The following is a 20022-nucleotide window of genomic DNA, read 5'->3' on the forward strand; positions in this document are numbered from 1 at the left end:
GCGCCGCCCGAGCCCATCGCCCGAACGGGTGAGAAACGGATGAGGTCCTCTGCAAGCCTTTGAATCAACCGGGCAGATCGGGCGGCTCGGCGGGCAGACCCCGCTGGCGCGCAACGGCCAGTGCCTCGGTGCGGCGACCCACCCCCAGCTTGGCGTAGAGATTGCCCAGGTGGGTCTTGACGGTGTTCTCCGAAAGATTCAGCTCGCGTGCGATCTGCTTGTTGCTCAGTCCGCGGCAGAGCTTGCCCAGCACCTCCTGCTCGCGCGGGCTGAGCTCGGGAAGCCTGTCGGGTTCAGCTGCGGCCGCACCGGTGACTCCAGAGGTACCTGTCGCGGCAGCATTCGGGGGGCGGGGTCGGGCATGCCGGCTGATCGCCACGCCGACCAGCACTGCAACCACGGCGATCGCCGCACCGATCAGCTCACGACCCCAGTCGAGGGCAATGGGCGCAAGGCTGATCAGCTGGAGGCAAAGCAGCACCGCGCCGGCAAGCGCGCCATAGCCAAGGGTATGCAGGAACGTCGATCTCGACATGGGACGAGCTTACCGCGGCTGTCGGTATTGCCGGCCGAGCGCAGGCTCCGCGCGGCTACTGCTCGCTCTCGCTCGGCCGCGGTCTGGAAGCGGAGGAGGCCGCCGGCTGGGGGGCGGCCTGCGATGAATATGGCGAGGTACCGGTGGAACGGGCGACGCTCATCTTGTCCAACTCGCCCTGCAGGCGATCAAGTCGCTGCTCGGCGAGCCGGCCGCCAAGCATATGGGCAAGCTTGCGGGCGTCGCCGCGGTCGCTGAAGGCGACCTTGAGCCTCAGCCTGCCGCCTTCGGTGCTCGGAATGTCGGCCACCGCGGTGAGGTCGGAGACACGGATCTCGATGCGCGGCGACAGCCAGAGGAAGCCCGCCCGGTACTGCGCCGCCACCAGGGTATCGAGCGGTACCAGCGTCGTCTTCATGCCGGTACGCAGCACGCCGAGCACGGCGTCGCGGGTCTGGTACTGCAGCAGCAGACCGTCGGCATCCAGACGAAGGATGCCCTGGATCTCGCCGAATCCGCCGAATGCGTCACAGGAGAAGGGCACCGAATCCATGCCGGGAGGTTGCGGTGGGGGAGGGGGCACAAGCATAGCAGCGGCGTTTCCGGGGCAAGAACCGTGAGCCTTCGACGCGTCCGCCGCGGGAGCGTGACGCGTGGAGATTTCCGGTCGACGCGCAAGAAGGGCGGGAAGAAGACATTCATAGGGTGCGGCTGGCCGCACCGGGCGTACCGTCCGAACGCCCATGTCGGTGCGCCAAGACGCGCGCTATAGGCCTGCGCCGACCCCCAACGGTGCCGGACTGTGGGAGCGCCCTTGGGCGCGACCGCGGCGTATCGGATTCACCACACACCGCGGCCAGAGCGGAACTCCGCGGTCGCGCCCAAGGGCACTCCCACAGAACATCGGCCCAATTGATGCACCGGGGCGAATGCGCCCTTCGCGCCCGATTGTTCCGTTGCACATAGACCCCGGCCGGAGCCGGCGCATCCGGCCAACCATACGACTCCCGCCCGCGACGCTCAGCCGGCCGGTTCGATCCGCGTGCCGAGGATCACCTCGCGCTGGCGCAGCGCCTGAAGGAGGCGGCTACCGTTTTCGATGAATCCAGGCAGGCTCGCGGCGTCGACGCCGGCCGCCACGCCGAGCGCCTGCAGCAGCTGTCGGCCACTGGCGCCCTGCTCGTTGCTGCCCACCGCCTGCAGCAGGTGGTAGCCCAACGGGTCAAGCGACTTGAAGCGGATCTCGCCCTCGCCATCGCGCACGACCAGCAGGAAGGTCGGCTGCGGCGGCGGCTCGGCGGGTTGGAAGTCCTCGCGGATCTGCTGCACCGGGAAGCGATAGGCCAGTGGCCAGGCCAGCGGCGAGAGCAGGGGCACGCCGCCCAGCAGGTCGGCCTCGCGATCGGCCTGCAGATCCTGCTCATCAACCTCTTCGAGCGAGAGCGCGAGCTCCACCCATTCGTAGTGGGCCAGTTCGAGCAGGAAGGGCGGATCGCCGCGGCCTTCCTCCTGCCGGCGCTCGAGGTAGCGCAGGAACTCGCGGCCGATCTCGGTGAACAGCGGCGTGTGGCAGGCGTGCTCGCGATAGAAGTCGCGGACCAGGGCGTGCCAGCTGTCATCGCCCCGCAGGCGGCGGATCACCGGGAAGTTGCCGGCGAGCAGGCCCTCCAGGCTGTTGTAGAACAGGTCGCGGTAGATCGCCATGCGGCGATCCTCGATGCCCTCGGGCGGCGGCGCGCTGGCCGGGTCGCGGAGGTGGGCGGCGAAGGCGACCTGCTGCTCGCGCAGGCGTGGCGGTGCCTCAAGCGGCCGCATGCCGGGCGTCTTCTTTGGCGTGGCGCTGCTGGATCCCGCGGATCGTCGCGATCTCGGATTCCAGTACCGGCAGCGCGGGGATATTGAAGTCGCGTTCGAGCAGGGTCGGCTTCAGCCCGGTGTGGGCATAGGCGGCATCGAGCATGGACCAGACCGGGTCGACCACGGCGGCGCCGTGGGTGTCGACGATCAGGTCGTCGGCCTCGCGGTAGTGGCCGGCGACGTGGATGTAGCGCACCCGCCGTGCCGGCAGCGCATGAAGGAATTCCAGTGCGTCGTAGCGGTGGTTCACGCTGTTGACGTAGATGTTGTTGACGTCGAGCAGCAGCTCGCAGTCGGCGCCGTCGAGCACGGCGTTGATGAAGTCGATCTCGCGCATCGACTGGTGCGGTGCGGCGTAATAGCTGACGTTCTCGAGTGCGATGCGCCGGCCGAGGATGTCCTGGACACGCCGGACCCGTCCGACCACGTAGTCCACCGCCTCGGCGGTGAACGGGATCGGCATCAGGTCGTAGAGATGGCCGCCGTCGGTGCAGTAGCTGAGGTGTTCGCTGTAGATTGGCACCCGATACTGGTCGAGGAAGCGGCGAAGGCGCTGCAGGAAGGGCTCGTCGAGCGCATCCGGCCCGCCGATCGACAGCGATAGTCCGTGGCAGACCAGCGGGTAGCGCTCGCAGGCCGCGGCGAAGCGCCGGCCGAGACTGCCGCCAACGCCGATCCAGTTTTCCGGGGCGACCTCGACGAAGTCGAAGCCGGGGCTGTCGCAGTCGAGCAGCGGGCCCAGCAGGGCCCGCCGCAGACCGAGACCCGCACTCGCCGGAGCAAGCTTCTGGGGGCTCATGGGCTCAGCATCCGGCGATCAGCCGCCGCACTTGCCCTCGCCACACTTGCCTTCACCTTCCTTCTTGCCCTCGCCGCACTTGCCTTCACCGCACTTGCCCTCGGCCTTCTTGCCTTCGCCACACTTGCCTTCACCGCACTTGCCCTCGGCCTTCTTGCCTTCGCCGCACTTGCCTTCACCGCACTTGCCCTCGGCCTTCTTGCCCTCGCCGCACTTGCCCTCACCACACTTGCCTTCCTTGGCCTTCTCATGGTCGCCCACCAGCTGATAGCCGGCGTCGAGGTCGGTCACGTTGAAGCTGGAAGCGGTGGCATTGGCGGACAGGGCCAGCGAACCGACGAAGGCGGCACCAACGGCCAGCGACAGGGTCTGCATACGCTTGTTCATGTGTATCTCCCTTGATGGATCGAAGAGCGGGTCTACCCCGCGGATTGCCCGCTCACGCGGGGATGGCGTCAAGCCGGACTCAGCATGCGTACGGAGGATGTCCGGCTCATGGATTCAGGTACTCGCGCAGGAGCACGCGCGCTCGATGCAGCCGCGCCTTGGCAGCCTCGCGACTGAGGTCGAGGACCTCGCAGATCTCGTCGATGGTCAGCTCCTGCGCATCACGCAGCAGGACGACGTCACGATAGTGCTGGGGCAGGGATTCGATGGCCCGGACCAGGTCGTGGCGCAGCGCGTCGACCGGCTGCACCACCGGCTGTTCCAGCTCGCGCTCGGGTGCGTAGTCGAAGACGTGGGTTCGCCAGAATCGCTTCATGCGGTCGCACTCCCGCTTGACGATCCGGAACAGCCAGCCATTTAGCGCGACGGCCGCACGCAGGCGGCGAATGCTTCGGCTGGCGATCAGCAGGGTTTCCTGCACGGCGTCTTCGACGTCGTGGACGACGCAGTGCCGCTCGGCATAGCGGATGACCTGCCGGCGTCTTGCGCCAAGCAGACGGGCCAGGGCCTGGGCGTCACCCAGGCGTGCCGCTTCGATGTCATCGCTGGTGAGCTCGGCCTGCACCGGGCGCCCTCCGCAGATCGTGGGCCAAGGATAGCGCGTCAAAGCGTGGCGGCCATCACAATCGAGGCCGGACGCGGCGACGCGCGCGTTTCACAGGACAAGTGGCGGGCAGGGCGGAAATCGATGCGCGCAGCGGACGGGCGCATTCATGGTTCGTTCATGAAAAAACGGCGCCCGGAGTCCGGGCGCCGCTGAGTCTTCTGCGATGAACGAGAGCGTCTTCGAAGGCGATCCCCGGCGCTGGCTCAGAAGCCCACGGCCACGCGGAAGGTCCACAGCTCGGCGTCGGCGCCATCGCTGTCGCGCTCATTCATATGCCGGTCCAGCATGAAGCGCAGGTGCTTGCCGTATTGCACGTTGGTGCCGACCGAGAAACCGTCGTGACCATTCTCGCCACCGGCCACCCGCGGCAGACGCGCATCGCTGTAACGCAGTGCCAGTTCGATCTGGCCCAGCCCCTCGGTGGCCTTCGGGCCGACGAACAGGCCGGAGGACGAATCATAGGCGCGCGGCGCGCCGTGTACGGTCCACGAGGCCTGCAGCGTGGTGCCCTGCACACTGCGCGAGCTCTCACCATCGAAGTCACCGTGCGACCAGTCGCCGAAGACCGCGACGTTCCCACGCTGCCAACCGAACTCGAGGCCAGTGCGGCGGAAATCGTCGACGTTGCGGAAGCTGCCCCCGTCCACCCAGTTCGGCCCAAAGCTGCCGATCTCCGGGCGCAGGCGGAAACGCAGCGAGTTGTTCTGCGGTGACTCCTGAGTGCCGGCGAGGCCGAAATGGAAGATTCCGCTCTCCGCGTTGCCACGCCATCCCCAGGCCCGGGCTGCTACGCCGAGGTCGGGGCCGGAGTTCTGCAGGTTCTGGCCGAACACCGCCGCCTGCATGCCCCAGGAGTCACCGCCGCGGGCGTACTGCACACCGAGACGGCGACTGGGAGCCAGCAGTGAGCCCGCGCTGCTTTCGGTGAACAGAAGCTGCGAGCTGGATGCCAGCACCTCAGGCCCGAACGGGATCTTGAACTGACCAACGGTCAGCTTTGCACCGCCTGCGGGGAAGCGCAGGTAGACGTCGGTCCAGGCGTCCGAATTGAAGTCGTACTCGACCTTCATCTCGTACTTCTCCGCCAGGGTCGTGGAGAAGCCAAACTCGCGGCGACGCCAGCTGTCTACGTCGTCGATCGGGGCCGGGGCGGAGTCGACGAAGACCGTGTCGAACTGGAAGTTGCCCTTGATCTTGACCGGGCCGAGTTCGAGAGCTTCGGCGCCCGACGGGAGTCCGAGGGCCAGCAGGGTGGCCGCGCTGAGGGCACGAAGTTTCATGCAGAAGTCCGTTGGATGAAAGTCAGGTGTCCAAGATATTGCGCAATTGTTACAGCGAAATTACGACGTGCCCTCGGGAGAAACCCGCGTGTCGGATAGTCCGCGGTTTCAGTCACTTGGGCTCGTCGCGCCCTGGCTCAGCTGTCACCGTCTTGCCACGGAAGCGGCACAGGTCGCGCACCACGCACTGCGGGCAGTCCGGCTTGCGTGCCTTGCAGACGTAGCGTCCGTGCAGGATCAGCCAGTGATGGGCGTCGAGCAGGAACTCGGCGGGCACGCGCTTGAGCAGGGCCTTCTCCACGGCCAGCGGCGTCTTGCCGGGGGCAAGGCCGGTGCGGTTGCCGACCCGGAAGATATGGGTGTCCACCGCCATGGTCGGCTGGCCGAATGCGGTGTTCAGCACCACATTGGCGGTCTTGCGGCCGACCCCGGGCAGGGCTTCCAGGGACTCGCGGTCCCGAGGCACCTCGCCGCCGTGTTTCTCGAGCAGGATCCGGCAGGTGGCGATGACGTTCTTCGCCTTGCTGTTGAACAGGCCGATGCTGCTGATCAGTTCGCGCAGGCGATCCTCGCCGAGGTCGAGGATCGCCTGCGGCGTGTTGGCCAGCGGAAACAGCCGGCGGGTGACCTTGTTCACCGAAACATCGGTGGCCTGGGCGGACAGCGCGACCGCGACCAGCAGCTCGAAGGGGGTGGAGAACTCAAGTTCGGTGGTCGGATGCGGATTCAGCTCGCGCAGCCGCGAGAAGAATTCATGGCGCTGCTGGGCGTTCAAGTCGGGGGTCCTCGGTGGATGGGCTGGCTTGTCGCGGCGCGGCGCGCAGGTCACGCCACTGCTTCAGGGCGACCAGCAGTGCGAGCGACAGGAAGGCGCCGGTCGGCAGCGAGGCCAGCAGCAGGCCGCCTCCGGAGCCGATGCGGAGCTCGATGAAGGGAAGGTGCAGCAGGCGGCCGGCCCCGGCGAACAGGCTGCCCTGCCCGAGCAGCTCTCGCAGCATCCCAAGGGCGAGCAGCACGGCGAGAAAACCCAGGCCCATGAACAGCCCGTCGAGGGCAGCGCTGGCCACCGGCTGCCGCGAGGAGAAGGCCTCGGCCCGACCAAGCAGGGCGCAGTTGGTGACGATCAGCGGCAGGAACAGGCCGAGCACCTCGTGCAGGGCGGGCAGGAAGGCGTGGATCAGCAGCTCGATGGCGGTGACGATCGAGGCGATCAGCAGCAGGAAGCCGGGCAGCCGGATCGGCCGCGACAGCAGGTGGCGCAGGGCCGATACGCCGAGCGCCGTGGCGGTCAGCGCGATCAGCGTGGCCAGGCCAAGGGCCAGCGCGTTGACTGCGTTGTGGCTGACCGCCAGCAGCGGACACAGGCCGAGCAGCTGGACCAGCCCGACGTTGTTGCGCCACAGGCCCTGCTCAGCGATCTGCGCGGGGGAGGGGCTCGGGTCCATCGGTGAACTCCAGTGTGGTACCGGCGGCAGCGGCGCGCAGCGCGGGTCCGTGGGCCTTGGCGAACTGCAGGACGACGCGTACGGCATCGACGACGGCGCGTGGGCTGACGGTAGCACCGGCGAGGTAGGGAAACCGACCCCCGTCGGCCTCGACGCGCCACTGAGCGGGCGGCGGATTACGGAGGCTGCGCCCGCGCAGCGACTCCGGCCAGTCACTGCGCCGGGCATCGACGTAGTCGCCCAGACCCGGGGTCTCGCGGTGCTCGAGCAGGCGAACGCCCTGGACGCGGCCGGCGCCATCGATCCCGACCAGCATCCGGATCGGACCGCCGTAGCCGGCTGCGGCAACCGCCTCGATCACGAATCCCGAGGGCCTTCCCTGCAGCTCCGCGCGGTGCACGGTCAGCGGCTGTTCGCTTCCCAGCCAGCGCGGCGCGCGGACGGCAATGCGGTCCGACTCGATCGCGTTGTCGAACTGGTCAGCGGGCAGGGCGAGGCTCAGTGCCTGGCGCTCGCGCTCCCGCTGCGCCGCCTCGATCGCCGGCGCGGTCAGCCGGTGCAGGCCCTCCAGCAGGGCAACCGCGGCCAGACCTACGAGGGCAAGACGCAGGGCCAGCATGATCGCCTCGCGGCGCGGCTTCACTTCGATTCTCCGTGAATCCTCGGCCGACTGTGCAGCTCGATCCAGGGCGCCGCCGCGTTCATCAGCAGCACGGCGAAGACGATGCCGTCCGGGTACTGGCCGAACTCGCGGATCAGCAGGGTGAGCAGGGCGACGCCGATCCCGAACAGCCACTGGCCACGCGGTGTGCTGCAGCCCGACACCGGGTCGGTGATGATGAAGAACGCCGCCATGACCGCTGCGCCCTGAACGAGATGTTCCATCGGGGAGAGGTGCAGGTCCGGATCCAACAGCCAGGCCGGGGCGGCCAGCGCCAGCAGGCCGAGCAGCAGCGCGGCCGGCTGGCGCCAGTGGATCAGGCGCTGCCAGAGCAGCAGGGCGCCGCCGGCGGCGAAGGCCAGCGCCAGGGGCAGGGCAGGGTGGGCCGCCCCGCCGCGGAAGGCTTCGCCGGCGCGCAGCTCGCTGATCGACAGGCCTTCGCCCAGCGCGTTGCGTGCCTGGTCGAGTGGGGTGGGGCGGGCGATCGCGTCAAGCGGGGCGGACAGACCGAATACCTGCTGCACGGTGGCTCCAAGATCCAGCGTGCCCGGCACCGGCCAGCGGGCCATCTCGGCGGGAAAGCAGACCAGGGCCGCGGCGTAGCCGACCATGGCCGGGTTGAAGGTATTGCCGCCGAGGCCGCCATAGGCGTGCTTGGCGATGCCGATGGCGAACAGCATGCCGAAGGCCGCGATCCACCAGGGCGCGTCGGGCGGCAGGCAGAAGGCGAACAGGACGCCGGTCAGCGGCGCGCTGAGGTCGGTCAGAAAAGGCTGCACGGGGAGCCCGCGCAGGCGCAGCGCGGTGGCCTCGATCAGCAGGGCGAAGCCCGCGGCAAGGCCAATCTGCAGCCAGATCCCCCAGCCGAACCAGAGATGATGGATGAGCGCGGCCGGAAGCAGGGCCAGCAGGACCCAGCCCATCACCTGGCGCACGCCGCGCGGCGGCGCCATCGACGGCGTCGGATCGGGCGGAAAGCGGCGGGTCACGGTGGCCCCTTGCCGCGGGCCCGGGCGCGCTCCAGCGCCGCGCGCACGGCGTCCCTGGCCAGCAGGCGGCGCTGCTGCTCGGCCTCCTGCTCGGCGCGCTCGGCGGCCTCGCGCTCAAGCCGGGCCTGGCGCTGCTCGAAGCGCTCGCGCGCGGCATCGGCCGCGGCGCGCTCCAGCGCCTCGCCGCGCAGGCGCAGTTTGTGCTCGCGAAAGCCGGCGGTCAGGGCGATATGGCTGGGGCAGACGAGATCGCAGGCCGCGCACTCGATGCAGTCGAACAGGCCGTGGTCGCTGAGCCGCGAGTCCTGTCCGGCCAGGCCGAACTGCCAGAGCAGCTGTGGCTGCAGCCGCGCCGGGCAGACCGTGGCGCAGGCGCCGCAGCGGATGCAGGGCATCGACGTGCGGGTCTCCGGGATCTCGGCGGTCGACAGCACCACGATGGCGTTGTCGCCCTTGCGCAGGCCGTGATCGTCGTCGGCCAGGGCGCGGCCGGTCAGCGGTCCGCCGAGGATCAGCCGCGCCGCATCCTCGCGATAGCCGCCGGCCGCGCCGATCAGCTCGGCGACCGGTGTACCGATCAGGGCCTCCACCACCACCGGTTCCACCACCCCTCCGCCGGCAACGCTGACCAGGCGGCGGGTCAGCGGGCGGCCCTCGGCCACCGCCCGCCATACCGCCTCGGCGGTGCCTACGTTGAATACGCCGATCCCGATGTCGCGGGGCAGGCCGCCACGCGGGACCTCGATACCGAGCACCGCCTCGATCAGCTGGCGCTCGCCGCCCTGCGGGTAGCGCGCGGGCAGCACGTCCAGTTCGAAGGCCGGGGCGTCGGCCTTGGCCGCGAGCAGGGCCTCGCGGGCGGCGGGCATGTCTTCCTCGATGGCGATGCGCAGGCTGCCGGCGCCGCAGGCACGGCGCAGCAGCTCACCGCCGCGGATCACCGCCTCCGCACGCTCCTGCAGCAGGCGGTTGTCGCAGGCGATCAGCGGCTCGCACTCGGCGCCGTTGAGGATCACGGCCTCGCGGGCGATGGCCAGCTTGTCGGCGGTCGGGAAGGCGGCGCCGCCGAGCCCGACGACGCCGGCGGCGGCGATCCTCGCCCGAATCGCGTCGGCGGCGGCCGTGTCAGGGTCGAGCAGCGGCAGCCGGATCGCGTCCCCGTCTTCGGCCGTCGGCCGCAGGCAGAGCAGGCCATCGCCGGATTCGTCGATGCTGAGCACCTCGGCGTGGCAGGGGGCGTGCAGGTCTGCGCCAAACGGCCCCACGGCCCGGGCCAGCAGCTGGCCTTCCCGGACGCTCTGGCCCGCCGCGACCAAGGGCAGGGCGGCTTCGCCCGGGTGCTGGCGAAGCGCAACGCGCAAGACGGCGGGTGGGGGGCAGCGACGGATCGGCCGAGCAGCGGCCTCCTTGCGTCCCGGCAGCTTCAGTCCGCCGTGAAAGCCGCCCGCGCTCATCCGCGTCCGCTCGCGGGCGCCTGCCTCAACGGCCCTGGAACTGCGGCTTGCGGCGCTCGAGGAAGGCGCTGGTGCCCTCGCGCATGTCCTCGGTCGAGAAAGCCACGGCGAAGGCTTGGGTCTCGAACTCGAGGCCGAGCGGCAGGGCGGCTTCGCCACCGGCGATCACCGAATCGAGCACGCCACGCAGGGCCTGGGGGGCGAGTCCGGCGAGATGCTCGGCGAGCTTCATGCACTCGGCTTCCAGCTCCTCGGCGGCGACCAGCCGGCTGACGATGCCAAGCTGATAGGCCCGCTCGGCGCTGATCTGCTCGCCGGTCAGGCACAGTTCGAGGGTGGCGCTGCGCCCGGCCAGGCGGAGCAGGCGCTGGGTGCCGCCGAAGCCGGGAATCAGGCCGAGGTTCACTTCGGGCTGGCCGAAGCGGGCCTTCTCGCTGGCGATGCGCAGGTGGCAGCCCATCGCCAGCTCCATCCCGCCGCCAAGGCAGTAGCCGCCGATCTCGGCGATCACCGGCTTGCCCAGCGCCTCGATGCGGCTCATCAGTTGCTGGCCGAAGCGCGAGGTGTCGCGCGCCTCGACCGGCGTCTGGCTGGCCAGTTCGGAGATGTCGGCCCCGGCCACGAAGGCCTTGTTGCCGGCGCCGGCCAGCACCACAACGCGCACGGACGGCTCGCCGGCCGCCTCGGCAAAGGCATGGTGCAGCTGGGCGATGGTCTCCCGGTTCAGGGCGTTGAGCTTGTCCGGACGGTTGACGGTGATGCGCCGGACCGCACCGCGGTCTTCGATCAGCAGATTGGCAAGGCTCATCGAGGGCTCCTGAATGAAAGCGGCGATTGTAGCGGCTGCCCCGGGAACTCCGGAGAAGGTCCGGTGTCACATGGCCCACGCCGGAAGTGGTGCGGGGGGCGGCCAGCGGGTATGCTGTCGCGCCCTTTTCGCCGCTTCCGGCGAGGCGTGGGTACCATCCTCAGGAGAATCCAATGATGTTGCGCTGGACGGTTGCGGTGCTCGCAGCCATGAGCATGAGCGTGGCTATCGCTCAGGACACTACGTCCGACAAGGGCAAGCTGAGCTACGCGATCGGTTACGAGATCGGCCGCGATTTCAACGACAAGCAGATGGACGTGGATATCGCCACGGTGATCCGGGCCATCCAGGACGGTCACGCCAAGCGGAACCCGGCGGTGTCCGAGGCCGACATGCGCGGCGCGCTGGAGGCCATGCAGGCCAAGATGCTCGAGCAGGCCAAGAGCGAGTTCGAGCGCGTGTCGAACGAGAACAAGTCGAAGAGCGACGCCTTCCTGGCCCAGAACCGTGCCAAGTCCGGCGTGGTCGCCCTGCCGTCCGGCATCCAGTACCGGGTGATCGAGGAAGGCACCGGCGCGCGTCCGGCGCCGACCAGCGACGTGCAGATCCACTTCCGTGGCTCGCTGCACACCGGCCAGGAGTTCGCCAGCACCTACACCGGCAATCAGGCAGTGTCGATGAAGGTTTCGGAGAACCCGATCCCGGGCCTTCGCGAGGTGCTGCCGCTGATGAAGCAGGGTTCGCGCTGGGAGATCTTCCTGCCGGCCGACCAGGCCTACGGCAACAGCCCGCGTTCGCCGGTCGGCCCCAACCAGGCCGTGGTGTTCGACGTCAAGCTGATCGAAGTCAAGTAAGGTCGCTGCGGGGCGGCCTGGCCGCCCCGCACCGTCTGCACCGTGTTCAACTGGTCCGGTCCCGCCGCCAAGCCGCTGATGACGCCCTGCATCGGCATCTGCCAGCTGGGCGATGACGGACTGTGCGAAGGCTGCTTCCGCAGCGGCGACGAGATTGCCGCCTGGGCCTCGCTGAGCGACGCAGAGCGCACCCGCCTGATGGATGAGATCCTGCCCGGGCGCGAAGCATCCCGCGCCGGCTGATGGCCTCTCCGCGTCTGCGCAGCGGCCACCTGCACCCGCTCGACCGGCCGCCGCAGGAAGCGCCCTGGAACAGCGACGAACTGCTCGACCTGCTGCCGGAGCATCTTGCCGAGGCCGCCGTCCTGGTCGGGCTGATCGAACGTCCGGCCGGCCAGAGCGTGCTGCTCACCCGACGCACCGATTCCATGCGCCAGCATGCCGGGCAGATCGCCTTCCCCGGCGGCCGCCGCGATCCCGGCGACCGCGACCTCGTCGCTGCCGCCCTGCGTGAGACCGAGGAAGAGGTCGGCATCGGCGCGCCGCTGATCGAGCCACTCGGCTTTCTCGACCCCTACGCCACCATCACCGGCTTTCGAGTCACCCCTGTGCTGGCGCGCATCGATCCCGGCTACCAGCTGCGCCTCGAGGCCGCGGAAGTGGCCGAGGCCTTCGAGGTTCCGCTCACCTATCTGCTTGATCCTGCAAACAGTGAACAGGTCGGCGCTGAATTCCGCGGTCGCATGCGGCACTATTGGCAGATTCACTTCGGTCGATACCGCATCTGGGGCGCGACCGCTGCCATGATCCTGAACCTACGTCGGTTCTTCGAATCCGAGCACTGAAGCATGCACGCCAAGACTTTGGTTACCCGCGACGAACTCGCCTCTGCGCTGGGCAGCCAGCCCCTGGTGATCGTCGATTGCCGCCACGACCTGCGCGACCCGCAGGCCGGCGAGCGGGCCTATCTCGCGGGCCATCTGCCCGGTGCCGTGTTCGCCCATGTCGATCGCGACCTTTCCGATCTCGGCAAGACCGGCCGCGGTCGCCACCCGCTGCCCGATGCCGATGTCCTCTGCGGCCGGCTGGGCCGCTGGGGCATTTCGCGCACCTCCCAGGTGGTGGTCTACGACGCCGCCGACGGCGCCTTCGCCGCACGGCTGTGGTGGCTTCTTCGCCTGCTCGGCCACGAGAAGGTGGCCGTGCTCGATGGCGGCTATGCGGCCTGGGCGGGGCAGGGGTTGCCGATCGAGAAGACCATTCCGCGGCCGCGACCTGCCGGCTACACCGCGCGTTACGACGTCAAGCAGATCGCCACCATCGCGGTGATTGCCGCGCGCGGCGCGGTGGTCGGCGGCGCGCCGCTGATCGACGCCCGCGCTCCCGAGCGCTACCGCGGAGAGGTCGAGCCGATCGACGCCGTGGCCGGGCACATCCCCGGCGCGGTGAACCGGCACTACGCGCAGAATCTCGACGTCAATGGCCGCTTCAAGCCGGCCGGCCTGCTGGCCACCGAGTTCCGCATGCTGATCGGTCCGGGCTCGCCGGCCGATGTCGTCCACATGTGTGGCTCGGGCGTCACCGCCTGCCACAACCTGCTGGCCATGGAGCACGCCGGGCTGAAGGGCTCGCGGGTCTACGCAGGCTCCTGGAGCGAATGGTCGAGCGACCCCTCGCGGCCGGTTGCCCGCGGCGAGGAGCCGAAGTCCGCCTCGCGCGACAGCAAACAGCCGGCCTGAGGGCCGGCCTCGGCTACTTCTTCGACTTCAGGCGCGCGACCAGCGCGCCCAGCACCTGCTGCGTCTCGTCCTCGAACCAGGCCTCCATGAAGGGCGAGAGGTCAACGCTGCCCGGCTTGCCGATCGCCTCGCGCAGGTCGGCCCGGGCCATTTCACGGGTGCGCAGCATCGCCGAGCGCGGCAGGGACAGATGGCTGGCCAGGAACCTGGCGGCGGTCTGAACGACCTGTTCAGGAGTGGCCAGCTCGTCGACCAGGCCCACGCGCAGCGCCTCGACCGACTCCAGCATGGCGCCTGCCACCAGCAGACGCTCGGCCCGATAGTCGCCGACCAGCCGGCGCAGCGCCGCCTGGATCGGGTCGGGCACCACCAGTCCGACCTGGACCTCGTTGAGACCGATCCGGAAGCTGCCCTCGGCCATCACCCGGTAGTCGCAGAACAGACTCATCACCGCGCCGCCGGCCGGGCTGTGGCCGGTGATCGCAGCCGCCACCGGCACCGGCGAGAAAGCCAGCTTGGAGCAGACGGTGAAGAAGGCCTGCCAGGCGGACTCCAGCGCCGGCCGCTCGAGGGTCAGCAGGTAGGGCACATCGAGTCCGGCCGAGAACATGCCCGGCGCGCCCGAGAACACGATGCCCTGGGCGCCGTCGGCCACGGCCTTGTCGAGGCCTTCGGCGATCGCAGCGAGCAGATCGGGATTGAGGGCATTGACCGGCGGCCGCGCCATGCGCAGTTCGACGATGCCGGCGTCGAGGGACTGGGTTTCGAGCATCTGCGGGATCCGGTCGGAATGGACGTCCAAGGGTAGCCGATGCGCGGTTCCTGCGTGCTTCATGCGGCATAACACCGGCTGCGGTGACAATCGCCACCCTGTCGTCAACGCCAAGGAGTCCCCTCGATGCTGCGTTCGCTTGCCTGCGGCCTGCTGCTTGCCCTTTTCGCTGCCCCTGCGCTGGCGGAGCAAATCGTCGTGGAGTCGCCCTGGATCCGCGCTGCGCCGCCCTCGGCACGCATGCTGGCCGGCTATGCCGTGCTGCACAACCGCGGCGAGGCCGAGCGCGCCCTGGTCGGCGCGTCCAGCACGCGCTTCGGCCTGGTCGAAATCCACGAAACGGTCGAGGTCGACGGCATCGCCCGGATGCGCGAGGTGCCGCGCCTTTCGATTCCCGCCGGAGAGTCGACCAGCCTTGAGCCCGGCGGCCGCCACCTCATGCTGATGCGCCCGACCTCGGTGCCGGCCGAAGGCGAGCAGGTCGAGATCGTCCTGCGCTTCGACGACGGCAGCGAGCAGCCTGTCGCCTTCGAGGTGCGCCGCGAGGCTGTGGGCTCGGACGAGGGGCACGATCACCACCACGATCATTGAGCGGCAGCGGCTCGCGCCCCCCCGAAAGGCAGGGTTGGGCGCGAAGTTCGCATTCGCCCCGGTCCCGTTGTAGGAGCCAGCTTGCTGGCGATAGGCGCCCCGGACGGAACGATCGCCAGCAAGCTGGCTCCTACACGCAACGTCGCTGCCAGGTCCGGTTTGCGCTGCAAAGCAGGCCTTGCCGCAGTCAAATTGTGGGAGTGCCCTCGGGCGCGACCGCAGCGCTACGGATTCACCACAGACCGCGGCCAGAGCGGAACTCCGCGGTCGCGCCCAAGGGCTTTGGGCGCGAAGTTCGCATTCGCCCCGGTCCCGCTGTAGGAGCCAGCTTGCTGGCGATAGGCGCCACGGATGGGACGATCGCCAGCAAGCTGGCTCCTACATTCGGGTGTTGTGGAAGGTCTTCTTCGCGCCCAAGGTTCGCGTTGGCGCCGCGACAATGTTTGTCAGATACCCCATCGAAGCGCGTCGCGACGGCAGGGTCGGTTGGCGCGCGCCCTGCGGCTACTCTTCCGGCACGAATCCCGCGGGCTTTTCGGCGCCGTCGCCGAACAGGAACTTCTCCATCTCCGCGGCGAGGAAGGTGCGGGTCTTGGGGTCCATCGGCGACAGGCGGTTCTCGTTGATCAGCATGGTCTGGTGGGCCAGCCAGCGCTGCCAGGCGGGCTTGCCGATCTCTTTGAAGACGCGCTGGCCGAGGGGGCCGGGCCAGGGGGCGAAGTCGAGGCCCTCGACCTCCTTGTCGTCGAGGCGGCAGTGCACGGTGCGCGGCATCAGCGGAACTCCTTGATATGGGAAACCAGGCGGCGGACCGGCGCCGGCAGGCCGAGCTCGAGCAGCTCGCTGCGGGTGATCCAGCGCGTGGCGGGATTATCGCCGATGCGCGGGGCGCTCCGACCGGGCAGGTCGAAGCGCAGCGGATGGATGCGCAGGCGGTAGTGGGTGAAGGCGTGTTCGACGGGTTCGAGCGGGCGACCATCGTCCCGGGCGCCGAGGCTCACGGCGAAGTCGCGGGCGGCCTCGGCGGCCTCGAACTGGGGCAGGGACCATAGCCCCTGCCAGACGCCGCTGCCCTCGCGGCGCTGCAGCAGCAGCCGGCCGTCCGGGTCGCAGAGCACCAGCATGCTGCACTCGCGCTGCGGGACCTCGCGCCGCGGTCGGGGCGTCGGCAGGCTGTCCACGCGGCTGCTGAGCCGCGCCTCGCAGTCATCTGAGAACGGGCAGATCGCGCAGGCCGGGCGGGCCCGGCTGCACAGGGTGGCGCCGAAGTCCATGATCGCCTGGGTGTAGTCGGCGCAGCGCTCGTCGGGCATCAATGAGGCGGCGAGGGTCCACAGCTGCTGCTCGATGCGCCGCTCGCCTGGCCAGCCCTCGATGCCGAACAGGCGACAGAGCACGCGTTTGACGTTTCCGTCGAGGATGGCGTCCGGGCGGCCGAAGGCCTGTGCACGGATCGCCGCCGCCGTGCTGCGGCCGATGCCCGGCAGCGCCTGCAGCGCTTCGAGATCGTCCGGTAGTGAACCCTCATGTTCAGTCGCGCAGCGCTTGGCCGCGGCGCGCAGGTTGCGGGCGCGGCTGTAGTAGCCGAGCCCCGACCACAGCGCCAGCACAGTGTCCTCGTTGGCCGCGGCCAGCAAGGGCAGGGTGGGCAGGGCGTCCACGAAGCGCTGGAAGTAGGGAATGACGGTGGCGACCTGGGTCTGCTGCAGCATGATCTCGGCCACCCAGACCCGGTAGGGGCTGCGCGGGTGCTGCCAGGGCAGGTCATGGCGGCCGTGGCGCTCGAACCAGTCGAGCAGGCGCGGGGCGAACTCAGCGTGCTCCATCGACTCCGTGCCGCAGCTGCAGGCCTTCGATGCGCACGCCTTCGACCTCGATCTGGTCGATGGCCAGCTCGGCCTCGCCGGGCAGTGGGGCGAACCAGTCGCCGGCTTCGAGCCAGGCGGCGAACTCCTCCGGCTGCATGGCGATGCGCGCACTGCGACCGGGGCCGGCCAGCCACAGCCTGAGCGCAGATTCGGAATCGCCCGGGGCCCAATGCAGCTCGACGTCGAGATTGGCGAGCTGGCCGCTTGCCGGGTCGGGCAGCGCCGGCCAGCTGGCCGGCCAGCCGATCAGCCTGCCTAGCAGGCGGAGGCGAGCTTGCGACCATTCGGGCAGGGCGAGGGTAGCCTCGGAGGCTTGCAGCAGGGGCTCCTCGGCGCCGCCGAACTCAAGCCTGCGGATGCCCCATTCGAGCGCGCCGCCGGTCGGGTTTGCGGCAAGCAGGGACAGCCGCAGCGGCAGCCCCTCGCTTTCGTCCGCGTCATCAACGATGCCCTCGGCCGCGTCCTCGCCGATGAGGAGCCGGGCGGCGAGGTCGATCTCCAAATCGGCGGCCGGGTCGAGCAGGTGGGCCAGCTGCAGTTCGATCGCTTCCAAGGACCAGCCCTCGTCGACCAATCGGCCGTCGCTGATCTCGAGGCTGGCGATGGCCGGCAGCCAGGGCTTGCCGGGCGGATCCGTCGCCCGGGCGCTGCGCCGGGCGAGGGTGGTGAGATCGATCACGGGCCTGTGCAGGGCCACAGCGTCGATCTCGACCTCGCCACCGAGGCTGGACAGCGGCAGGTAAAGCGCTACGTGCTCTGCGCTGGCCAGCAGAACGCGCGGCATCGCCGGGTCGCGCACCTCGAGCCCGACAAGCTGCAGGTGCAGGCGCGGCCAGATGCCAAGGCGCGGCGGCCCCGAGACCTCAAGGTCAAGCCCGCTTGCGGCCTCGGCGCGCTCCAGCAGGAAGCGGCCAAGGCGCTCCGGCTGGATGATCCAGCGCAGCAGGCTGAGCAGGGCCACGGCCAGGACGGCGATGCCGAAGGGCCATACCCACCAGCGTCCCTTGGGCTTAGGCGCCGGCTTCACCGCGCATCCTGCTCAGCGGGACAGCGTGTGTGGCAGCAGGGCGTCGACAAAGGCGTCGGGGTCGAACACGCGCAGGTCGTGGACCTTTTCGCCCAGCCCGACGTAGCGGATCGGCAGGCCGAATTCGCGGGCCAGGGCGAACACCACGCCGCCCTTGGCCGTGCCGTCGAGCTTGGTGACCACAAGGCCGGTGACCTGCACCGCCCGGCTGAACTGGCGAACCTGGTTCACGGCGTTCTGCCCGGTGGTGCCGTCGATCACCAGCAGCACCTCGTGCGGGGCCTCGGCATCAAGCTTCTTCATGACGCGGACGACCTTGGACAGCTCGTCCATCAGTCCGCCCTGGGTATGCAGGCGTCCGGCGGTGTCCGCGATCAGCAGGTCGCCGCCGCGGGCCTTGGCAGCCTGCAGGGCGGAGAAGATCACCGAAGCGGAGTCGGCGCCCTGGCCCTGGGCGACCACCGGGACCTGGTTGCGCTCGCCCCACTGCTGCAGCTGCGCCACGGCCGCGGCGCGGAAGGTATCGCCGGCGGCCAGCATGACCTGCTTGCGCTCGTCGGCAAAGCGACGCGCCAGCTTGCCGATGGTGGTGGTCTTGCCGACGCCGTTGACGCCGACGGTGAGGATGACGAAGGGCTTCGGCCCGGCGTCGACGTTCAGCGGCTGGGCCACCGGGCGCAGCATGCCGACCAGCAGGCCGCGCAGGCGTTCGAGCAGGGCGCCGGTGTCCTCGGCTTCCTTGCGCTCGATGGCACGGCGCAGGTCGGCGACCACGGCCTCGGTGGCGGCCACGCCCATGTCCGAGGTGAGCAGGGCGGTCTCGATCTCGTCGAGCAGGTCCGGGTCGATCTCGGCCTGGCGCTTGAACAGGCCGCCGAAGCTGCGCGCCAGCGCGCTGCCGCCCAGGCGGTCACGCCAGCTCGCCCTGGATTCGGCGCCTGCGGGTGGCGGGGTGGCGATGTCGGAATCGGGCGTGGACGCGGACTCGGCCGGCGCCTGCGGCGCTGCGGGCTGGGTTTCCGGCGCGTTGTTCTGCTCGCCCTGGACCGGCTTTTTCTTGAAGATGTTGAACATCGTGGACAGCAGATCGGCGGGGGCGGAATGGTAGCACCGAGGCGTTATGGTTCCGGCAAGCCGCAGGCGGGCGCGGGTTCGGTGCGGATCATCGGCGGCCGGCTGCGCGGATCCCGGCTGCCGGTGGCCGATTCGGCCGGGCTCCGGCCGACCTCGGACCGGGTCCGGGAGACACTGTTCAACTGGCTGCAGCATGAACTGCATGGCGCACGCGTGCTCGATCTCTTCGCCGGCAGCGGTGCGCTGGGCTTCGAGGCCTTCTCCCGCGGCGCGGCCAGCGTGGTGATGGTGGAACGCGACCGCAGCCTTGCCGCCGGGCTGCGCGAGAGCGCCGAGCGGCTGGGCGCCACCGGCGTCGAGGTGCGCTGTGCCGATGCGCTTTCGGCGGCGGCGATCGGTGACGGGGAGCACTTCGACGTCGCCTTTGTCGATCCACCCTTTGCCGGCGACCTGTGGACGGCGGCGCTGGACCGCGTGCTGCCGCAGCTCGAGCCGCGGGCCTGGCTGTACCTGGAATCCGCGCCGGATTTCCAGCCGGCACTGTGCGCCGACTGGCGCTGTCATCGTGAAGGACGCACCCGTGAGGTGCGCTACGCCCTGTACCGCCGCGGCTAGTTCCGGGGCGCTGGCCGGCAGCCGGCGCCGCCTTGCTACACTGTGGGGCGCTCCGCACCGGCGCCTTCCCGACCGACGCATGGCCTCCAATCCGTCGCACCGCATCGCCATCTACCCGGGCACCTTCGACCCGGTGACCAACGGGCACACCGACCTGGTCGCCAGGGCCGCGCCGCTGTTCGAGCGGATCGTTGTCGGGGTCGCCGAGAGCCCGGGCAAGGGACCCGGTTTCAGCCTCGAGGAGCGCATAGAGCTGACCCAGCTGGCGCTCGGTGGCATTGCGCATGTCGAGGTGCGCGGCTTCAACACCCTGCTCGCCGACTTTGTCCGCGAAGTGGGCGCCGGCGTCCTGCTGCGCGGACTGCGCGCGGTATCGGACTTCGAATACGAGTTCCAGCTGGCGAGCATGAACCGCCATCTGATCCCCAATGTCGAAACGCTGTTCCTGACGCCTGCCGAACAGTACAGCTTCATTTCGTCGTCGCTGGTACGTGAGATCGCCCGCCTGGGCGGTGACGTGTCCGGCTTTGTGCACCCCGCCGTCCACGAGGCCCTGCGCCGCAAGTGGAAGGGCGGCTGAATTCCCCCATACCATTGGAA

22 protein-coding genes and 2 pseudogenes are annotated in these 20022 nt (G+C 69.6%); 6 read left to right on the forward strand and 18 right to left on the reverse strand.

All coding sequences use genetic code 11. The features are described 5' to 3' along the window. Positions 1-64: 64 nt before the first annotated feature. The 13 genes and pseudogenes from M0G41_RS18940 to M0G41_RS16530 form a co-directional block, all read right to left on the reverse strand. Complete coding sequence (locus M0G41_RS18940; RefSeq protein WP_425511269.1) at positions 65-535, reverse strand: response regulator transcription factor; 471 nt, start codon at positions 533-535, stop codon at positions 65-67. A gap of 55 nt (positions 536-590) precedes the next feature. Beyond that, positions 591-1088 (reverse strand): hypothetical protein, encoded by a 498-nt coding sequence (locus tag M0G41_RS16475; protein WP_248211071.1) that lies wholly within the window; start codon positions 1086-1088, stop codon positions 591-593. 467 nt (positions 1089-1555) lie between these two features. Then, on the reverse strand, positions 1556-2350 hold the full coding sequence (locus M0G41_RS16480; protein ID WP_248211073.1) for an HvfC family RiPP maturation protein: 795 nt from the start codon (positions 2348-2350) through the stop codon (positions 1556-1558). Further along, on the reverse strand, positions 2337-3191 hold the full coding sequence (locus tag M0G41_RS16485; protein WP_248211075.1) for an HvfB family MNIO-type RiPP peptide maturase: 855 nt from the start codon (positions 3189-3191) through the stop codon (positions 2337-2339). The genes M0G41_RS16480 and M0G41_RS16485 overlap by 14 nt, the downstream gene beginning before the upstream one ends. Before the next feature lie 18 nt (positions 3192-3209). Continuing rightward, the gene (locus tag M0G41_RS16490; protein WP_248211076.1) at positions 3210-3578 is read right to left on the reverse strand and encodes an HvfA family oxazolone/thioamide-modified RiPP metallophore; all 369 of its coding nucleotides are present in this window, start codon (positions 3576-3578) and stop codon (positions 3210-3212) included. Positions 3579-3684: 106 nt separating this feature from the next. Then, a complete protein-coding gene (locus M0G41_RS16495; RefSeq protein WP_248211079.1) occupies positions 3685-4203 on the reverse strand; it encodes an RNA polymerase sigma factor in 519 nt (172 codons plus the stop codon). A gap of 245 nt (positions 4204-4448) precedes the next feature. Continuing rightward, entirely contained in the window at positions 4449-5525 is a 1077-nt protein-coding gene (locus M0G41_RS16500; RefSeq protein WP_248211081.1) for an OprO/OprP family phosphate-selective porin, read from the reverse strand. A gap of 112 nt (positions 5526-5637) precedes the next feature. Next, positions 5638-6279: pseudogene (gene nth, locus M0G41_RS16505) on the reverse strand (endonuclease III); the annotation flags it as partial. Further along, positions 6278-6970, reverse strand: coding sequence for an electron transport complex subunit RsxE (gene rsxE, locus M0G41_RS16510; RefSeq protein WP_248211085.1), 693 nt, complete (start codon positions 6968-6970; stop codon positions 6278-6280). The pseudogene nth and the gene rsxE, both read right to left, overlap by 2 nt. Continuing rightward, entirely contained in the window at positions 6936-7613 is a 678-nt protein-coding gene (locus tag M0G41_RS16515) for an RnfABCDGE type electron transport complex subunit G (protein ID WP_248211087.1), read from the reverse strand. Before M0G41_RS16515 ends, rsxE begins: the two co-directional genes overlap by 35 nt. Next, positions 7610-8620 (reverse strand): RnfABCDGE type electron transport complex subunit D, encoded by a 1011-nt coding sequence (locus tag M0G41_RS16520; RefSeq protein WP_248211089.1) that lies wholly within the window; start codon positions 8618-8620, stop codon positions 7610-7612. Before M0G41_RS16520 ends, M0G41_RS16515 begins: the two co-directional genes overlap by 4 nt. After that, complete coding sequence (gene rsxC, locus M0G41_RS16525) at positions 8617-10074, reverse strand: electron transport complex subunit RsxC (RefSeq protein ID WP_248211091.1); 1458 nt, start codon at positions 10072-10074, stop codon at positions 8617-8619. Before rsxC ends, M0G41_RS16520 begins: the two co-directional genes overlap by 4 nt. Before the next feature lie 25 nt (positions 10075-10099). After that, on the reverse strand, positions 10100-10882 hold the full coding sequence (locus M0G41_RS16530; RefSeq protein WP_248211093.1) for an enoyl-CoA hydratase/isomerase family protein: 783 nt from the start codon (positions 10880-10882) through the stop codon (positions 10100-10102). Between the two features lie 176 nt (positions 10883-11058). On the opposite strand from M0G41_RS16530, the gene M0G41_RS16535 reads away from it, so the two are divergent. The 3 genes and pseudogenes from M0G41_RS16535 (at position 11059) to M0G41_RS16550 (ending at position 13475) form a co-directional block, all read left to right on the forward strand. Next, complete coding sequence (locus M0G41_RS16535; protein ID WP_248211094.1) at positions 11059-11736, forward strand: FKBP-type peptidyl-prolyl cis-trans isomerase N-terminal domain-containing protein; 678 nt, start codon at positions 11059-11061, stop codon at positions 11734-11736. Positions 11737-11814: 78 nt separating this feature from the next. Next, positions 11815-12581, forward strand: a pseudogene (locus M0G41_RS16545) (CoA pyrophosphatase). Between the two features lie 3 nt (positions 12582-12584). Further along, a complete protein-coding gene (locus M0G41_RS16550; RefSeq protein WP_248211100.1) occupies positions 12585-13475 on the forward strand; it encodes a sulfurtransferase in 891 nt (296 codons plus the stop codon). Positions 13476-13488: 13 nt separating this feature from the next. On the opposite strand, the gene M0G41_RS16555 is transcribed toward M0G41_RS16550, so the two are convergent. After that, positions 13489-14247, reverse strand: coding sequence for an enoyl-CoA hydratase/isomerase family protein (locus tag M0G41_RS16555; RefSeq protein WP_248211101.1), 759 nt, complete (start codon positions 14245-14247; stop codon positions 13489-13491). 126 nt (positions 14248-14373) lie between these two features. Here M0G41_RS16555 and M0G41_RS16560 point away from each other — a divergent pair, with 126 nt between their 5' ends. After that, positions 14374-14838: a copper chaperone PCu(A)C gene (locus M0G41_RS16560; RefSeq protein WP_248211105.1), complete on the forward strand. Its 465-nt coding sequence runs from the start codon at positions 14374-14376 to the stop codon at positions 14836-14838. Positions 14839-15342: 504 nt separating this feature from the next. Here M0G41_RS16560 and M0G41_RS16565 read toward each other — a convergent pair. Genes M0G41_RS16565 through ftsY form a run of 4 tightly spaced genes read right to left on the reverse strand, consistent with a single transcriptional unit; the run spans position 15343 to position 19011 of the window. Continuing rightward, positions 15343-15612, reverse strand: coding sequence for an oxidative damage protection protein (locus M0G41_RS16565; protein ID WP_248211107.1), 270 nt, complete (start codon positions 15610-15612; stop codon positions 15343-15345). Then, complete coding sequence (gene mutY / locus M0G41_RS16570; protein ID WP_248211109.1) at positions 15612-16664, reverse strand: A/G-specific adenine glycosylase; 1053 nt, start codon at positions 16662-16664, stop codon at positions 15612-15614. Before mutY ends, M0G41_RS16565 begins: the two co-directional genes overlap by 1 nt. Further along, positions 16651-17733, reverse strand: coding sequence for an AsmA family protein (locus tag M0G41_RS16575; protein WP_248211111.1), 1083 nt, complete (start codon positions 17731-17733; stop codon positions 16651-16653). Before M0G41_RS16575 ends, mutY begins: the two co-directional genes overlap by 14 nt. A gap of 12 nt (positions 17734-17745) precedes the next feature. Beyond that, the gene (ftsY, locus tag M0G41_RS16580) at positions 17746-19011 is read right to left on the reverse strand and encodes a signal recognition particle-docking protein FtsY (protein WP_425511270.1); all 1266 of its coding nucleotides are present in this window, start codon (positions 19009-19011) and stop codon (positions 17746-17748) included. Here ftsY and rsmD point away from each other — a divergent pair. Both rsmD and coaD read left to right on the forward strand, forming a co-directional pair. Beyond that, a complete protein-coding gene (gene rsmD, locus M0G41_RS16585) occupies positions 18925-19422 on the forward strand; it encodes a 16S rRNA (guanine(966)-N(2))-methyltransferase RsmD (protein ID WP_425511271.1) in 498 nt (165 codons plus the stop codon). The genes ftsY and rsmD overlap by 87 nt on opposite strands. A gap of 79 nt (positions 19423-19501) precedes the next feature. Continuing rightward, on the forward strand, positions 19502-20002 hold the full coding sequence (coaD, locus tag M0G41_RS16590; protein ID WP_248211114.1) for a pantetheine-phosphate adenylyltransferase: 501 nt from the start codon (positions 19502-19504) through the stop codon (positions 20000-20002). Positions 20003-20022: the final 20 nt, after the last annotated feature.

The organism is Pseudomarimonas salicorniae, assembly GCF_023156535.1.
Lineage (GTDB): Bacteria > Pseudomonadota > Gammaproteobacteria > Xanthomonadales > Xanthomonadaceae > Pseudomarimonas > Pseudomarimonas salicorniae.

Bases quoted from the DNA above. Each gene is read 5' to 3' on its own strand.
- M0G41_RS18940 (WP_425511269.1), bottom strand. From the start codon at position 535: ATGTCGAGATCGACGTTCCTGCATACCCTTGGCTATGGCGCGCTTGCC.
- M0G41_RS16475 (WP_248211071.1), bottom strand. From the start codon at position 1,088: ATGGATTCGGTGCCCTTCTCCTGTGACGCATTCGGCGGATTCGGCGAG.
- M0G41_RS16480 (WP_248211073.1), bottom strand. From the start codon at position 2,350: ATGCGGCCGCTTGAGGCACCGCCACGCCTGCGCGAGCAGCAGGTCGCC.
- M0G41_RS16485 (WP_248211075.1), bottom strand. From the start codon at position 3,191: ATGAGCCCCCAGAAGCTTGCTCCGGCGAGTGCGGGTCTCGGTCTGCGG.
- M0G41_RS16490 (WP_248211076.1), bottom strand. From the start codon at position 3,578: ATGAACAAGCGTATGCAGACCCTGTCGCTGGCCGTTGGTGCCGCCTTC.
- M0G41_RS16500 (WP_248211081.1), bottom strand. From the start codon at position 5,525: ATGAAACTTCGTGCCCTCAGCGCGGCCACCCTGCTGGCCCTCGGACTC.
- rsxE (WP_248211085.1), bottom strand. From the start codon at position 6,970: ATGGACCCGAGCCCCTCCCCCGCGCAGATCGCTGAGCAGGGCCTGTGG.
- rsxC (WP_248211091.1), bottom strand. From the start codon at position 10,074: ATGAGCGCGGGCGGCTTTCACGGCGGACTGAAGCTGCCGGGACGCAAG.
- M0G41_RS16530 (WP_248211093.1), bottom strand. From the start codon at position 10,882: ATGAGCCTTGCCAATCTGCTGATCGAAGACCGCGGTGCGGTCCGGCGC.
- M0G41_RS16535 (WP_248211094.1), top strand. From the start codon at position 11,059: ATGTTGCGCTGGACGGTTGCGGTGCTCGCAGCCATGAGCATGAGCGTG.
- M0G41_RS16550 (WP_248211100.1), top strand. From the start codon at position 12,585: ATGCACGCCAAGACTTTGGTTACCCGCGACGAACTCGCCTCTGCGCTG.
- M0G41_RS16555 (WP_248211101.1), bottom strand. From the start codon at position 14,247: ATGCTCGAAACCCAGTCCCTCGACGCCGGCATCGTCGAACTGCGCATG.
- M0G41_RS16560 (WP_248211105.1), top strand. From the start codon at position 14,374: ATGCTGCGTTCGCTTGCCTGCGGCCTGCTGCTTGCCCTTTTCGCTGCC.
- M0G41_RS16565 (WP_248211107.1), bottom strand. From the start codon at position 15,612: ATGCCGCGCACCGTGCACTGCCGCCTCGACGACAAGGAGGTCGAGGGC.
- mutY (WP_248211109.1), bottom strand. From the start codon at position 16,664: ATGGAGCACGCTGAGTTCGCCCCGCGCCTGCTCGACTGGTTCGAGCGC.
- ftsY (WP_425511270.1), bottom strand. From the start codon at position 19,011: ATGCAGTTCATGCTGCAGCCAGTTGAACAGTGTCTCCCGGACCCGGTC.
- coaD (WP_248211114.1), top strand. From the start codon at position 19,502: ATGGCCTCCAATCCGTCGCACCGCATCGCCATCTACCCGGGCACCTTC.